Source organism: Candidatus Desulfolinea nitratireducens, from assembly GCF_982879505.1.
In genome coordinates, this window is the sequence record NZ_CEYOSI010000062.1 from 1 (window position 1) to 13,616 (window position 13,616).

The 13,616-nt window shown below is 49.9% G+C and carries 13 protein-coding genes, 1 pseudogene and 1 riboswitch; of the genes and pseudogenes, 5 read left to right on the forward strand and 9 right to left on the reverse strand.

Translation table 11 applies throughout. The features are described 5' to 3' along the window. The 8 genes from AC3DOM_RS07350 to AC3DOM_RS07385 all read right to left on the reverse strand — a co-directional run. Positions 1–428, reverse strand: a 428-nt coding sequence (locus AC3DOM_RS07350) for an NAD(P)/FAD-dependent oxidoreductase (protein WP_487918387.1), incomplete at its 3' end; no start/stop codon positions are given. Positions 429–441: 13 nt separating this feature from the next. Then, positions 442–696 carry a Smr/MutS family protein gene (locus AC3DOM_RS07355; RefSeq protein WP_487918388.1) on the reverse strand — a complete coding sequence of 85 codons (255 nt, stop codon included), beginning with the start codon at positions 694–696 and terminating at the stop codon, positions 442–444. Between the two features lie 28 nt (positions 697–724). Next, positions 725–1,723 (reverse strand): LysM peptidoglycan-binding domain-containing protein, encoded by a 999-nt coding sequence (locus AC3DOM_RS07360; RefSeq protein ID WP_487918389.1) that lies wholly within the window; start codon positions 1,721–1,723, stop codon positions 725–727. 102 nt (positions 1,724–1,825) lie between these two features. Continuing rightward, on the reverse strand, positions 1,826–3,331 hold the full coding sequence (gene gcvPB / locus AC3DOM_RS07365) for an aminomethyl-transferring glycine dehydrogenase subunit GcvPB (RefSeq protein ID WP_487918390.1): 1,506 nt from the start codon (positions 3,329–3,331) through the stop codon (positions 1,826–1,828). Beyond that, complete coding sequence (gene gcvPA / locus AC3DOM_RS07370) at positions 3,324–4,670, reverse strand: aminomethyl-transferring glycine dehydrogenase subunit GcvPA (RefSeq protein WP_487918391.1); 1,347 nt, start codon at positions 4,668–4,670, stop codon at positions 3,324–3,326. Before gcvPA ends, gcvPB begins: the two co-directional genes overlap by 8 nt. A gap of 68 nt (positions 4,671–4,738) precedes the next feature. Beyond that, positions 4,739–5,116 carry a glycine cleavage system protein GcvH gene (gene gcvH, locus AC3DOM_RS07375; RefSeq protein WP_487918392.1) on the reverse strand — a complete coding sequence of 126 codons (378 nt, stop codon included), beginning with the start codon at positions 5,114–5,116 and terminating at the stop codon, positions 4,739–4,741. A 170-nt stretch (positions 5,117–5,286) separates the two neighbouring features. Further along, a riboswitch (glycine riboswitch) is annotated at positions 5,287–5,383 on the reverse strand. 141 nt (positions 5,384–5,524) lie between these two features. Then, a complete protein-coding gene (locus tag AC3DOM_RS07380) occupies positions 5,525–6,058 on the reverse strand; it encodes a hypothetical protein (RefSeq protein WP_487918393.1) in 534 nt (177 codons plus the stop codon). 301 nt (positions 6,059–6,359) lie between these two features. Next, positions 6,360–6,698: a DUF4870 domain-containing protein gene (locus AC3DOM_RS07385; RefSeq protein ID WP_487918394.1), complete on the reverse strand. Its 339-nt coding sequence runs from the start codon at positions 6,696–6,698 to the stop codon at positions 6,360–6,362. A 212-nt stretch (positions 6,699–6,910) separates the two neighbouring features. Here AC3DOM_RS07385 and fmt point away from each other — a divergent pair, with 212 nt between their 5' ends. The 5 genes and pseudogenes from fmt (at position 6,911) to proC (ending at position 12,204) form a co-directional block, all read left to right on the forward strand. After that, on the forward strand, positions 6,911–7,846 hold the full coding sequence (gene fmt / locus AC3DOM_RS07390; protein ID WP_487918395.1) for a methionyl-tRNA formyltransferase: 936 nt from the start codon (positions 6,911–6,913) through the stop codon (positions 7,844–7,846). After that, positions 7,833–8,252 (forward strand): annotated as a pseudogene (locus AC3DOM_RS07395) (GxxExxY protein). The gene fmt and the pseudogene AC3DOM_RS07395 overlap by 14 nt, the downstream one beginning before the upstream one ends. A gap of 185 nt (positions 8,253–8,437) precedes the next feature. Further along, entirely contained in the window at positions 8,438–9,940 is a 1,503-nt protein-coding gene (gene glpK / locus AC3DOM_RS07400; protein WP_487918396.1) for a glycerol kinase GlpK, read from the forward strand. 37 nt (positions 9,941–9,977) lie between these two features. Then, complete coding sequence (gene hutI / locus AC3DOM_RS07405) at positions 9,978–11,273, forward strand: imidazolonepropionase (protein WP_487918397.1); 1,296 nt, start codon at positions 9,978–9,980, stop codon at positions 11,271–11,273. Between the two features lie 91 nt (positions 11,274–11,364). Beyond that, the gene (gene proC, locus AC3DOM_RS07410) at positions 11,365–12,204 is read left to right on the forward strand and encodes a pyrroline-5-carboxylate reductase (protein ID WP_487918398.1); all 840 of its coding nucleotides are present in this window, start codon (positions 11,365–11,367) and stop codon (positions 12,202–12,204) included. Between the two features lie 62 nt (positions 12,205–12,266). On the opposite strand, the gene AC3DOM_RS07415 is transcribed toward proC, so the two are convergent. Then, complete coding sequence (locus AC3DOM_RS07415; protein ID WP_487918399.1) at positions 12,267–13,409, reverse strand: MFS transporter; 1,143 nt, start codon at positions 13,407–13,409, stop codon at positions 12,267–12,269. Between the last annotated feature and the right edge of the window lie 207 nt (positions 13,410–13,616).

Sequence of the window (13,616 nt, forward strand, 5' to 3'; positions counted from 1 at the left end):
TGAGATGTTTTTACGATGGCATAATCTGCAAGAGTCTCTACACTTTTAACGGCTATCTCCTCCCTAATTTCTATTCCCCTTTCTCGAACTTTGCCTGCCAGCCAGGCGTCGAACTCATCCCGTCGGACAACGCGGAAGATCGGTCCAGCTCCGGGCAGGCGGGCAGTCATGCCACGCCCCTCGTAGTTTAGAAATGCTTTGTCCACGTCCACGTGGGGGACCTCGAGCAAGTCGAGACCAAGTTTGGAGAGGATAGCCTCACCCTCTGCAAGAATCCCGCCTGCGCAGAGCTTCACTCTCGGATGTTGTGATTTTTCCAATATAAGGATATCAAGCCCAAGGTCGCGCGCGAAGCGGTCCAGATGAAGGGCAGTCGAGAGGCCTGAAGGTCCAGCGCCAATAATGATCAGGTCGTAGATTTTTGTCATTATCCAATTCTACCTAATGTCGAAAATGAACAAAGATCCGGCCAAAATTCTTGCTATCTTTTTCAATTCGATGATAAAGAGGGCGAATATCCTTCCGGTTTAGAAAGCGGAGCACCTTCTTTTTAAGCTGCCCGCTTCCCTTACCTGGAATGATTTCAACAAGCGCAATTTTTTTTTCAATCGCTTCCTGCATAATACGATTTAACTCAGAATCTATTTTTCCACCGCGATTATAAATATCATGGAGGTCAAGTTTTAATTTTGCCATAAATACCTTGTTGTAGGTTGAAAAATTATTAATCTGCCGAGGGAATCGATAAGGCAAACCAAATCCCGGCAACCATTGCCATGATGATAAGAATAACCAACCAACTTCTTGGGGAAGATGAATGAGGGGATTCATCCATTACTGGATTTGTCGACGAGGGTTGGACGCTTATCGTTGGGATTTCAACTGTTGGTGTAAAAGTAGGCGCGACAAGATATGTAGGCGTAGCTGATGGCAGGGAGGTCGCGGTGAGAGGGGCTTGCTGAGTAGCAGCCTTTTGAACCAGCAAAAGATAGCCTTCGGTTATTGAAGTGGAATCTCCGAGGTTATTCCAGGCACGGATTTGATCGACTGTTGTGTAATAGGCCATGGCAATACTCCAAAGCGATTGGCCGTATTGCACTTTGTGGATAACATCTCCATCCGGGCGGGCAGCGCTGACGATGACAGGCATAATAAATTGTGGTAAAAGGCTGCTTTCTTCTGAACCATCATGCGCTTCGGAAAGATCACCCAGCATGGTCTCTGCATCTGACTGCATCTGGCCGCTACCCGTTTGCAAGGCTGTTTCGATAACAATATAGGTCTGGCCACTGACTGCCACAGAAGCGCCAATATCGCTGCGATTTGGTGAGAGCATCGTATTTGTATGGGGTCCGTCCCCCAGCCAAAATCGAATCGCATCCTCTGTCGTATTTGCCGCAACCCAGTTTTCAGATCGGTATCCGTCCAGTGACAGATCGCCAGCCAGTGGATAGCCCAGTGAAATCAGCCATTTACCAAGCGTGAGGCCAGCCGGACGTGTATGCCCGGCGGCACCACCAGCAATTGCGTTCGCTTCCCATTGGGCGACCTGCATCAGCGCCGGATGTGTACTTAAGGGGTTTAGTCCACTTGCGATTCGGAGTGCATTGACCGCCTCAATCACTTCAGCAGGGGTTGGCGTAGAATCTTGTGCCAGCGAGCGCGCAAGCGCTTCTTTTGGTAAAAGAATGCCCACTATGAAAACAAGAATGGTTAATTTCAAAGCTAGATGCCTTTTCATATTTACTGATTTTACTATGAAGAAAAAAACTTCCGAAGTCTCCAGGACTTCGGAAGTTTGGTTACCTGATTGTTATTCCTCTTTTTACTGATTCCCGTAATCTTCGGGCAACCAGCAGCACAAAATCAATTCTTTGGCGGCTTTGACCTCGTCCAGTCTGCCAAAGGGCGTCCTGGTTGGGGCCTCGTGCAGCAAGTTCGGGGAGGTGTGCGCTTCGTCGGCGATCTTGAGCATCGCATCCACAAAGGCATCCAGGGTGCCCTTATTTTCAGTCTCAGTTGGCTCGATCATCAACGCCTCATGGACAATGAGCGGGAAGTAGTTTGTTGGGGGGTGGAAACCGTAGTCCATCAGTCGTTTGGCCACATCCAAGGCATGAATATCTGGCGCATCTTTCCAGCGTCCCTCAGCAACGAACTCGTGCATGCAAATCCGATCATAGGGGACGTGATAAGCATCCCGCAGCCGAGTTAGCAGATAATTGGCATTCAGGACCGCGTATTCAGAGATGTCGCGCAGGCCATCGGGGCCGTGCATGGCAATATAAGTGAAAGCGCGGACGAACATCCCAAAATGTCCATTAAATGCTTTGACACGTCCGACTGTTTTGGAGGGATCGACCAGCCCATAAAGCGGAGGCAGGCCATCCGCTTCTTCTTCGACTACAGCAACGATCGGTGCGGGCAGGAATTGGGCCAACTCTGCGGTAACAACAACAGGGCCCGATCCCGGGCCACCGCCGCCATGGGGCGTGGAGAAGGTTTTATGCAGGTTGTAGTGCATCACATCGAAGCCAAGATCAGCCATTTTGGCGATACCCAGTAGCGCATTCATATTGGCACCGTCGCCATACATCAAGCCACCCGCTTCGTGGACGATCCTGCAAACTTCTTCGACATTTTCATCAAAGAGGCCGAGCGTATTCGGATTGGTCAGCATCATGCCGACGAGGGTATCATCCGCTTCGGCGCGCAGCGCCTCAAGATCAACATTGCCACGTTCATCCGATGGGATCTGGACTACCTTCAATCCGCTCATTGCAGAGGTGGCAGGGTTTGTCCCATGTGCCGAATCCGGGATAAGCATCTTGGTTCGTTTGTTATCATTGCGGTCGCGATGATAAGCACGCATTACCAGAACGCCAACAAATTCACCATGTGCACCAGCGGCAGGCTGCAAGGTGATCGCATCAAAGCCACTGATCTCTTTCAGCCATTCCTGGAGTTGGTACATCAACATCAATGCGCCCTGTGTTGTCTCAATGGGTTGCAGCGGGTGCAGATTCGCAAATCCCGGCAGGCGGGCGGTATCTTCGTTGATCTTGGGGTTGTACTTCATTGTGCAGGAGCCGAGCGGATAGAAGCCGCTATCCACACTGTAATTGAAGGTGGAGAGCTTAACGAAATGGCGGATCACATCCACTTCGCTGAGTTCGGGGAGCGGTATCACCTTGCGGAGCAGTTCATCCGGTAATTTGGCACGCGGCACGTCAGGATCAGGATAGGTTACGCCGGTCCGTCCCGGAGAAGAAAGTTCGTAGATGGTCGGTTCAACGATCTTCGGGGCTTCAGTCAATTTGAAATCAGTCATGGTTCACCTCCGAAAGGACTTCTACCAAGGCATCAATTTCTTCCTTGCTGGTCTTTTCGGTTACAGCAACCAGCATATGATCCTTTAGCTCAGGATAATCCTGTCCCAGATCATAGCCACCGAGAATGCCGTGTTCAAGCAAATGAGCATTAATTTCATCCACTGATGTTGGGCAGCAAACTGCAAATTCATGAAAGAAAGGCTCGCTATGGCATAGATCAAAGCCAGGGATCGTAGCAATCCGTTCAGCGGCATAATGCGCCTTGTGATAGCAAAGTTCAGCAACCTGCCGCATACCTGTCTGTCCGAGCAGGCTCATATAAACACCGGCTGCCAGGGCCAACAAACCCTGATTTGTACAAATATTGGATGTAGCGCGTTCGCGTTTGATATGTTGTTCGCGTGGGGTCAGCGTTAGTACATAAGCGCGTTGGCCGCGAGAATCGACGCTCTCGCCGACCAATCGCCCCGCCATCTTGCGGACATACTCCTGACGTGTGGTGAAGAATCCCAGGTAGGGGCCGCCGTAGGACATCGAGATGCCGAGGGGCTGACCCTCGCCGACAACCATATCTGCGCCCATCTCTCCGGGTGTTTTCAACATGCCCAGCGCTGTGGGGTTGGCGACGATACAGAAAAGCGCGCCCGCCTCATGTGCGGCTTCGCCCAATTTGGTGTAATCAAAAATGCGACCAAAGAAATCGGGGTATTGAACGACGACAAGCGCTGTATTTTCGTCGATCAATTCTGCCAACGCCTCAGGTGTGGATGAGTGGCCTGATTCCGCGCCAACGATATCAATATCAGAAAATTGGGTGTAGGTATCCGTTGTTGCTTGATATTGCGGGTGCACGCTTGGCGACATGACGATCTTTTTGCGTTTGTCACGATATTGCGCCATTGCCATATTGACGGCTTCTGCCACTGCGGTCGCCCCATCATAATGGGAGGCATTCGCCACATCCATCCCGGTCAGGTTGGCGATCATCGACTGATATTCAAAGATCGCCTGGAGCGTACCCTGCGAAATTTCCGGTTGGTAGGGAGTGTAAGCGGTGTAGAACTCGCCACGGAGCAAAATATGATTGATCGCGGCGGGAATATAGTGGTTATAGACACCTGCGCCGAGGAAGGAAACCAACTCAGCTGTGGTCTCGTTGGCGAGAGAAATCTCGCTCAATTCTGTCGCTGCTTCCATCTCAGATAGCGCCGGGGGCAGGTCCAGGTCGGGATAACGATGCGCGGCGGGAATGGCTTTGAAAAGATCTTCAAGCTTCTCTACACCAATTGTCGCCAGCATCTCATCCCGCTCTTTTGGGGAGTGGGGGATATAGGTCATTTCTTCTCCGTATTCGGTGGTCAGTATTCAGTGAATATAAAATTCTGAACACTGTCCACTGATAACTATTAATCTCTCTCTGCGCAATACTTCTCGTATGCGGCAGCATCCATCAGCTCATCGCTCTGGCTGCTTACCTCAACCTGCACAAGCCAGCCTGCACCAAAGGGATCGCTGTTAATCACTTCGGGGGTATCGGCCAAATCTTCGTTGACCGCGACGATTTTACCGCCAGCTGGGGCATAAACTTCTGCTGAAGCCTTCACGGATTCAACGGAAGAAATTTCGCCGCCGACTTCCACATCATCATCAACTTCTACAAGGGCCTCAACGAAAACGATATCAGAGAGCTGGTCCTGGGCATAATCGGTCAATCCTATTTTTCCGCTTTCAAGATCAACCCACTCGTCAGACTTTGTGTATTTCAAATTGCTTGGGAATTTCATGTTTGTCTCCTTCAAACTAAATTACAGGCTTTGGGGATTAATTAAAAAAGCGCACGAAAATAAATTCGCGCGCCTCTGTCATCAACCTGAGAGATTCGCCCCGATCATAATGGATCACAAACGAGGGACTTGCACCTTCGGTGTCCCAAAAGGGACTTTCCAGAGAATTCTAAAGATATCGGGTCCTTTTACCTGAGAGTTTCGCCTGAACTTGCCAGCCCAGGCTTGCCCCTTCGGTGCTCATTGAGTCTCTTCCCGATTTCCTGTAAATTGTTGTCACATCATTCTACCCTGCGGGGATGAGAAGTCAAGGTGCAGAATGGCTCTATATATCAGATATAGGTTTAGTTGGACCCTCATCCGCATTTGCCTTTTTTGCTGTTGCAGGTTTTTTTGGTGTTTTTGGCTTCACATTTTTTTTGTATTCGTATTTTCTTCTGCCTTTGGCTTGGCGGCAACCTTCTTGACTGGCTTGGGTTTTGGAGCAGGCTCCTTTGGCAGTACAGGTTTGGGAGGTGCTACCGGTTCCGGGGTCACAGGCGTAGCGGATGGAATCATCTGCCCATTGATCCTGGCAAAATAGTTCTTCACGATCGGGTCGTTATACAGGATCAACACCAGAATGCCAACACCTGCAGAAATAATATTGCCTGTAATAATACTAACAATTTCCACGACGGCAATGGATTGTGAAGGTTGCACAGGCTGAGGTGGGTCTGAAAGAAGTTTTAAAGCGTAGATCACTTCGAAAATACCCAGAGCTGCCGGTAAAATCGTCACCGGCGCGCAGACAATGCCTAGAAAAAAAGTTCCCAGTACAATTGCTGCTGTCAATCCCAATCCCCATAAGATATTGAGAATACCGCTGATTAAAGTCATGATCGCAATTGTCATGATCAATTGCGGTTTTGCATTTGTAGGGCCAAGAGTCTGGTTACTCATCGTTGTTTCTCCTTATAGACAAATCACGTAAACATTGTACAAAGTCACGTCATTGCGAGCGAAGCGAAGCAATCTCCATCCCTGCAGAAGACTGCCGCGTCGGGCTATCGCCCTTCTCGCACGAGTACTCTGAAGGGCATAATGCCCGAAAGAGTAGTGACGTAGATTATGTAAGGTTAATTTGATGGCTCTATTAGTCTTCTTCTGCTTCATTGCTACTTACGGTTCATGACACTGAAAGTTGCAAAGAAAAAAGCCTGCATTGGATGCAGGCTTTGATTTTGAGAAGATAGTTAGGTTCTTATGCCCAGCCCTGATTTTTTACAAAATTGGTCACTACTGGAACTTCAACATATTCACCTTGGTAGGCTTTATAAGCCCAGTACCACATGACCAACCAAATAATGGCGCCACAACCAAGTGTCACAGTAGCAATTATTGGCAAAAGAACAGACATCAAAATCCCTAAAATAAGCGCCTGGACATTATGTGCTCTGATGAAGGGGCGATCTTTTTTATCCTCCAATAACATAATAATAATAGGGACAATGGGCGAAAAGAAATAGGCTAATGCCGCCCATAGCTTATCATCACTGCTTATATCAAATACTGGTTCAGCATTAATCGGTTCTTCGGTCATTATTTGCTCCTCTTTATTTAGACGAATAAAACAAAACTTGCCTTATTCTACAGCGAATATAGTTATAAATCAATCAGGAAAAGATTAAACTTCTTGCAAAAGTCCTTTTTTGACACTGCTCTAGCCGCCGTCCTTTGCGTAGCATCCTTTAGGGCAGCGGCGGGGACGCCGCCGGGAGCACATATGCAAAAGGTCTATTGTATAATCACACTATGAAAACTTCTCCCCGGATTATCTTTATGGGATCACCCGATTTTGCGGCGATCGCCCTGCGCGCCCTGAACCAACGATACAAGGTGGTGGGCGTTGTCACCCAGCCAGATCGACGTGCCGGGCGTGGAAAAAAAACTGTCTCCCCTCCTGTGAAAGTTTTGGCGGATGAATTGGAGATTCCCGCAATTCAGCCGAATCGCCTATATGATGAGGAGGCGATGGAGGCCTTGCGCCGCTTCGCCCCGGACCTGATCGTGGTCGCCGCTTACGGGCAAATTCTGCGCCCCAACATTCTCCAACTCCCCCCTTATGGATGCATCAATATTCACGGGTCATTGCTCCCACGATGGCGGGGGGCTGCCCCGATCCAGGCCGCGATATTGGCGGGAGATGCGGAAAGCGGCATCACCATCATAAAAATGGATGAAGGCGTTGATACCGGCCCGATGCTCTCGCACCGTGCCCTCCCCATCGCAGAGGATGATACTGGCGAGACTCTCTTTGAGAAACTTGCCCCCCTCGGTGCTGAATTGCTTGTGGAGACCTTCCCCAAATATCTTTCCGGCGAAATTCAGCCCCAACCGCAACCCGAAGAGGGCGCGACCTACGCTAAAATGCTCAAAAAGGAAGATGGTCGCCTTGATTTTTCGCAGACTGCCGAAGAACTGGAACGGCGCGTACGAGCATTCTCTCCGTGGCCAGGAACCTTCTTTGAGTGGAACGGTGCCCCCCTAAAAGTGCATCGCGCCCATGTTGACGCGGGAAAAAGCCCGGGGATCGGCAGCAAACTAAAAGTCGCGGGCGTTCCGGCCATTGGCACCGCTAAGGGCATCCTCGTCCTTGATCAGGTCCAGCCTGCTGGGAAGAAATCCATGCCTGGAAAATCCTTCCTTGTTGGTGGAAGAAATTGGGGGATCACGAATGAAAGCGAATAATCCGAATGACACGAATAAAAACAGGATAAAAGCTGATCAAAAAGTACTGTATGCTGATTTGTCTTATCGCGTGATGGAAGCTGTTTTTGAAGTCCATAATCAATTGGGACCTGGATTTACAGAAAACATTTATGAACGTGCTTTGATTTTTGAATTGGAGAAGAAGGGAATTGCTTACGAAGTACAATAGCAAATTGAGATTGGGTACAAGGGACAAAAACTGGGGACGTATCGTTTAGATTTGGTAGTCGAGGGTAAAATCATTCTGGAATTAAAAGCTGTGGTTGGCTTAAATGATTTGTTCAAACAACAATTACTTTCCTATCTTCGAGCTACGGACTTGAAACTTGGTATTCTAGTTAACTTTGCAACCAAACGCGTTGAGTATACAAGAATTACAAATTAAAGCTCTTATTCGTTTTCATTCGCCAAATTCGTACCATTCGTGATAAAGTTTGTATTCGTTTTTATTCGCCAAATTCGTAATATTCGTGATAAAGCTTGTATTCGTTTTTATTCGCCAAATTCGTACCATTCGTGATCAAGCTCTTATTCGTTTTATTCGCAAAATTCGTGATAAAGGTTATTTTTATGCCAAAATATATCGCCGCAATCGATCAGGGAACCACCAGCACACGCTTTATGATTTTTGATCATGGCGGTGCAGTAATCGCTGTTGACCAGAAGGAACATAAACAAATTTATCCCAAACCCGGCTGGGTGGAACATGACCCACTCGAAATTTGGGTACGAACGCATGAAGTGATGGCCGGTGCGCTCAAAAAAGGCGAGATTGACGCCAGCGAGATTGCGGCCATTGGGATCACCAACCAACGTGAGACGGCTGTCGTTTGGAATAAGGAAACAGGTGAGCCAATTTACAATGCCATTGTTTGGCAGGATACACGCACAGATCAGATTTGTAATTCGCTGGCAATGGAAGGTGGTCAGGATCGTTTGCGCGCCAAAACCGGATTGCCTTTGGCGACCTATTTCTCTGGCCCAAAAGTAAAATGGATTTTGGATAATGTGCATGGTGCCCGTGAAGCTGCTGACCGGGGCGATCTATTTTTCGGCAATATGGACACCTGGATCATCTGGAATTTTACCGGCGAGCATGTAACCGATGTGACCAATGCCTCCCGCACCCAGCTGATGGATTTGGAAACCCTCGACTGGGACGATGACCTTCTCTCGTTGATGGGTATCCCTCGCTCAATGATGCCTGAGATCCGTTCATCTTCAGAAGTTTACGGCCATGTATCGATGGGCGAAATCGCTCTGGATGGCCTCTTTGAAGGGATGCCCGTTGCAGGTGATCTCGGCGACCAACAAGCCGCACTTTTTGGCCAAACCTGTTTTACCCCCGGAGAGGCCAAAAACACCTACGGTACAGGCTGTTTTATGCTGCTCAACACCGGAGAAAAACCTGTCCCTTCGGAAACCGGTCTGCTGACCACGCTGGGATATAAGATCGGCGATCAGCCTGCCATCTATGCCCTTGAAGGGTCAATTGCGATCACTGGCGCTCTCGTCCAGTGGCTGCGTGATAATCTGGGGATGATCGATAAATCATCCGATGTGGAAGCCCTCGCAGAAACGGTGGACGACAACGGCGGGATCTATTTTGTCCCGGCCTTTAGCGGCCTTTTCGCACCCTATTGGCGGAGTGACGCACGCGGTGCGATTGTCGGTCTGACTCGTTATATCAATAAAGGGCATATCGCCCGCGCCGCCCTCGAAGCGACCGCCTTCCAAACCCGCGAAGTTTTGGACGCAATGGAAAAAGATTCAGGCGTGAAATTGACCGCGCTCAAGGTGGATGGCGGGATGGTTTTCAACGAGATGCTGATGCAATTCCAGGCGGACATGCTCAATGTCCCCGTAATCCGCCCAACTGTTGCAGAAACAACCGCCCTCGGCGCAGCCTATGCAGCGGGATTGGCGGTCGGATTTTGGGATAATCTTGACGAATTGCGCGCCAATTGGGGGCAGGACAAAGAATGGCAACCACAAATGAATGCCGTAAAACGTGATAAGCTCTACAATGGCTGGAAAAAAGCCGTTACCAGAACCTTTGATTGGGTAGAATAAAATCTGAAGTCTGAAGTCTGAAGTCTCTAAAAAAACTATGCTCATTCACTCTGCAACACAACTCCTGACCATCGCTGGCGGCCCTCAACGCGGGCGCGATCTTGGCAACCTCGGTATGATCGAAGATGGCGCTGTACTCGTTCGGGACGAGAAAATAATCGAAATCGGTAGCACGCCTGAAATGCGTGCGAAGCATCCCAACGAACCCACCCTTGATGCTTCAGGCAGCGTCCTCATGCCGGGATTTGTCGATCCGCATACCCATCTGATCTGGGGCGGTGATCGGGCAAAGGAATTTGAGATGCGACTCGAGGGGGCAAAATACTTGGATATCCTTGCCGCAGGCGGCGGAATCATCTCTACTGTTCGCGAGACCCGCAAAGCCTCCATCGAATCACTCCTCGCACAGGCCCGCCCCCGTTTAATGAGAATGTTCTCCACTGGAACAACCACCGCTGAAGCAAAGACTGGCTATGGGCTCCAAACCGCGACTGAACTGCGTCTGCTCAAAGCCCTGCTCGCCCTCGACGATGAGGGCCCGCTGGAGTTGGCGATCACCTTCCTCGGCGCGCACGCCATCGCTCCTGAATTCACCCTTTCGGGCGCAGGCAAAGACGATCCGCAAGGTTACACGGATCTTGTCAGTGAAACGATGCTGCCACTGGTCAAAGAATGGTGGGAAACACATGCACCACGCCACGAAAACCTTCCCTTTGTGGATATTTTCTGCGAGACCAGTGCATTTGATCTGGCGCAATCCCGCCAGGTTTTAGAAACGGCCAAAGAGCTGGGCTTTCCACTCAAAATCCACGCCGACGAATTTGATAATCTCGGCGGGGCGAGTTTGGCAGCAGAGCTGGGCGCGGTCTCAGCAGATCATCTTGTAAAAACATCCGATGAAGATATCGCAGTCCTTGCCAACTCGGAAACGGTTGCCGTTTCCCTGCCCTGCACACCCTTTGGCCTTGCCGAACCTGATTACACTCCCGCCCAGAAGATGCTGGATGCGGGTGTTATCCTTGCCCTGGCAACGGATTGTAATCCTGGTACAGCCTGGAACGAATCGATGCAATTTGTCCTGGCGCTGGCCTGCCGGTCAATGAAGTTGACTCCTGCGCAGGCAATTGTCGCCGCGACGATCAACTCAGCTTATGCGATCCGCCGCGAGGATAAGATCGGTTCCCTGGAGCCGGGCAAACAGGCCGATATGCTGATCCTCTCCGTCCCGGATTACCGTCAGCTTGGTTATCGCTTTGGGACAAATCTCGTTAAGAAAGTGATCAAATGCGGCCGTGTCTACTCTGTGGACATGGGTTATTATCAGACGGCTTAAAAACTTCCCTCACCCCGTCCTTGCTCCGCTCGGACTCCCCTCTCCCGCTTGCGGGAGAGGGGTTGGGGGTGAGGGCTAAAAAGGAAACCTTATGAGTAAAATAAAAATAGCTTTTATCGGTTCTGGTGCAATGGCTGGCGCAATGATCGTCGGTCTGCTGCGCGAAAAATTGGCTGATCCAGAAAATCTATTTGCAAGTGATCCACGCGAAGATCGTGGTTTTGAGTTACGAGAAAAATATGGTGTCCAGCCTTTCACAGATAATATTGCAGCCGTAAAAGAAGCGGATGTGGTGGTTCTATCGATCAAACCACAGCGGTTAAGCGCTGTCTTATCTGATCTAAAAGGGAAAATTCCTGAGAAGGCTTTGGTTTTATCGATCATTGCAGGCGCGACCATTGAGAAGATGAGCGAAGGCTTAACACACGGGAAAATAATCCGCACCATGCCAAATACTCCCGCCCGCATCGGGGAGGGGATCACAGTCTGGACGGCCTCGGCTTCCGTTTCGGATGAGCAAAAGGAACAGGCACGGCAGATCCTTTCAGCATTGGGAGAAGAGATTTTCGTCGAGGACGAGAGCTATCTCGACATGGCGACAGCCCTCTCCGGGACAGGCCCCGCGTATGTCTATATGTTCATGGAAGCAATGATCGATGCCGGCGTCCACATGGGATTCCCCCGTCGCATCTCCGAGAAGCTGGTTGTGCAGACGATGCGCGGCTCGGTTAATTTCTATGAGAAGAACGACATGCATGTCGCCGCGCTGCGCAATCAGGTCACCTCTTCAGGCGGAACCTCTGCCGAAGCGCTCTATTACCTCGAAAAAGCGGGTGTCCGCACCGCCATTTCCCGCGCGATTTGGGCAGCTTATCAGCGCTCGTTAGAATTAGGTCGTGAGGAGAAGGAGCATGTGCCGAAGGATCAGTAATTAGTCAGCAGCCAAAAAGCAGTGCTTGACGGGATTGGTTGGCCGCCTGGAAGATACCGGTTTCAGGACGATTCTTTTATCAACGCCAAACTCACCACCACTCCCAGCCCGGCGGCTATCGCGCCAGTCAGAAAGGTGGCCTGTGGTCCCCAGGCACTCCAGATAAACCCTCCGAGGGCTGATCCGGCGATAATCCCAGGATCTTCACATAATCCACCGTAGACTCCCATAGCCGTACTTTGCCGTTGCGATGAGACAGAGTCGGATAATAGCCCCATCGAGGCCGGGCTGAACATAGCCATCCCCACACTCTGGCTGATGGTGACGATGATAAGCCAGAGATAGCTTGTTGCGAAAGCCATTCCCGCCAGCGCAACGCTTGAGAGCAGCAGGCCAAATATCATAATCTTCTTTTTCCCTGCGCGATCGGCGAGCATTCCCAGCGGTATCCCCAGTATCATCGAAACAAATCCTGCAATAAAATAAAGAAAACCCACTTCGGTAGCTGAGATACCTCCTACTACCTGGGTTGCCAGAAGTGGCAAAAAGGCACCCAAAATACCATGACCCAAAAAGAAAAGGGTAGCAACGAGGCATTGAGGAGCCAAAGGGCGGCAAAAAGATAATACGTTTTTGAAAGAGGACGTATTGGTAAAAGAGGAGGGTATGGTGATCGGTTTATGTGCTACCCAGCGAGTCTTTTTTAAACCGATAAGCAATACGCCTCCCCCAATCAGGGCAACACCACAGGCGGCAAAAAAGACAAACCGATACCCCCAGGTGTCCGCGATAAAGCCGCTGGAGAGAGCCCCCAAACTACTGGATGCGGATAGCAATACGGCAATGATGGCCATGGAAGCGGCTTTGTTTGATGGGGATGCAGCAGCCCCAATATACCCCCGGCCTGGTCCAAAGAGAGCAGAGCGAGCCAGACCCCAAAACAGGAAAAGAATAAATAGCGATGAAATATTCTGAGTATAGGCAAAGAAAAATATGATCAACCCAAAGATCGTGGTTCCTACACTCATGGGAAGTTTAATCCCTATTTTGTCGGCTACCCAACCCCAGGATATTTCTCCAAATAACATGCCCGCCATGGCCATCGAAAACATCAGCCCCAATATTTTAGGAGAGACTCCGACGGACGTCAGGTAGAGAGGCAGAATAGGCCGCATAATATTCGTGGCGAGAATGCCCAACCCCATGGTCGTAATAACTATTATTCGATTGTTTTTGATTAGTCTTCTCCTGATTGCCGAATGACCATCATCGAAGCCAATTATAATACTCAAGACAAACAAAGTGACATGAAAACGATCTCGCCATGCATGCTAGAAGGGTTGAGTTTTCTAGCGGCAATCAGGGATTAGGTGATTGGGAATCGGGCGAAATGAGCAAGATTGAAATCCCCG

Coding starts and splice junctions, on each gene's coding strand:
- AC3DOM_RS07355 (WP_487918388.1), bottom strand. CDS start 696: ATGGCAAAATTAAAACTTGACCTCCATGATATTTATAATCGCGGTGGA.
- gcvPB (WP_487918390.1), bottom strand. CDS start 3,331: ATGACTGATTTCAAATTGACTGAAGCCCCGAAGATCGTTGAACCGACC.
- gcvPA (WP_487918391.1), bottom strand. CDS start 4,670: ATGACCTATATCCCCCACTCCCCAAAAGAGCGGGATGAGATGCTGGCG.
- gcvH (WP_487918392.1), bottom strand. CDS start 5,116: ATGAAATTCCCAAGCAATTTGAAATACACAAAGTCTGACGAGTGGGTT.
- AC3DOM_RS07380 (WP_487918393.1), bottom strand. CDS start 6,058: ATGAGTAACCAGACTCTTGGCCCTACAAATGCAAAACCGCAATTGATC.
- AC3DOM_RS07385 (WP_487918394.1), bottom strand. CDS start 6,698: ATGACCGAAGAACCGATTAATGCTGAACCAGTATTTGATATAAGCAGT.
- fmt (WP_487918395.1), top strand. CDS start 6,911: ATGAAAACTTCTCCCCGGATTATCTTTATGGGATCACCCGATTTTGCG.
- glpK (WP_487918396.1), top strand. CDS start 8,438: ATGCCAAAATATATCGCCGCAATCGATCAGGGAACCACCAGCACACGC.
- hutI (WP_487918397.1), top strand. CDS start 9,978: ATGCTCATTCACTCTGCAACACAACTCCTGACCATCGCTGGCGGCCCT.
- proC (WP_487918398.1), top strand. CDS start 11,365: ATGAGTAAAATAAAAATAGCTTTTATCGGTTCTGGTGCAATGGCTGGC.
- AC3DOM_RS07415 (WP_487918399.1), bottom strand. CDS start 13,409: ATGGGGTTGGGCATTCTCGCCACGAATATTATGCGGCCTATTCTGCCT.